This window comes from Idiomarina sp. Sol25 (genome assembly GCF_033052775.1).
Taxonomy (GTDB): Bacteria; Pseudomonadota; Gammaproteobacteria; order Enterobacterales; family Alteromonadaceae; genus Idiomarina.
Genome location: NZ_JAUPEW010000217.1, coordinates 1 through 243 on the forward strand (window position 1 = coordinate 1; position 243 = coordinate 243).

General features: G+C 34.6%; 1 protein-coding gene. It reads left to right on the forward strand.

Annotation, left to right across the window (positions count from 1 at the left end; all coding sequences use genetic code 11):
* Nucleotides 1-58: 58 nt before the first annotated feature.
* The coding region (locus tag Q5L94_RS14060; RefSeq protein ID WP_317498967.1) for a hypothetical protein at nt 59-243 on the forward strand (185 nt) is incomplete at its 3' end.

Here is a 243-nt window from a genome sequence, read left to right on the forward strand (position 1 = left end):
TATATGTTTCCTATGATAAACTTTTTAAAGAACTTACAAAGAAAGGGAGGATTTTTTTATGGACAAATTCAAGCGTTTCGGTGTTTCTATTTTAAGTTTAGGCCTTGTACTAGCACTTAATCCAGTAACCACTTTTGCTGCTGAACCGGAAACTTCAGTTGTAACTTCTGAATCTAACGCAGTAGGTGGATGGAGTGAAGAAGATGGTTATTTTGTTAATCCTCAAGCATATTCAAAAGCAAT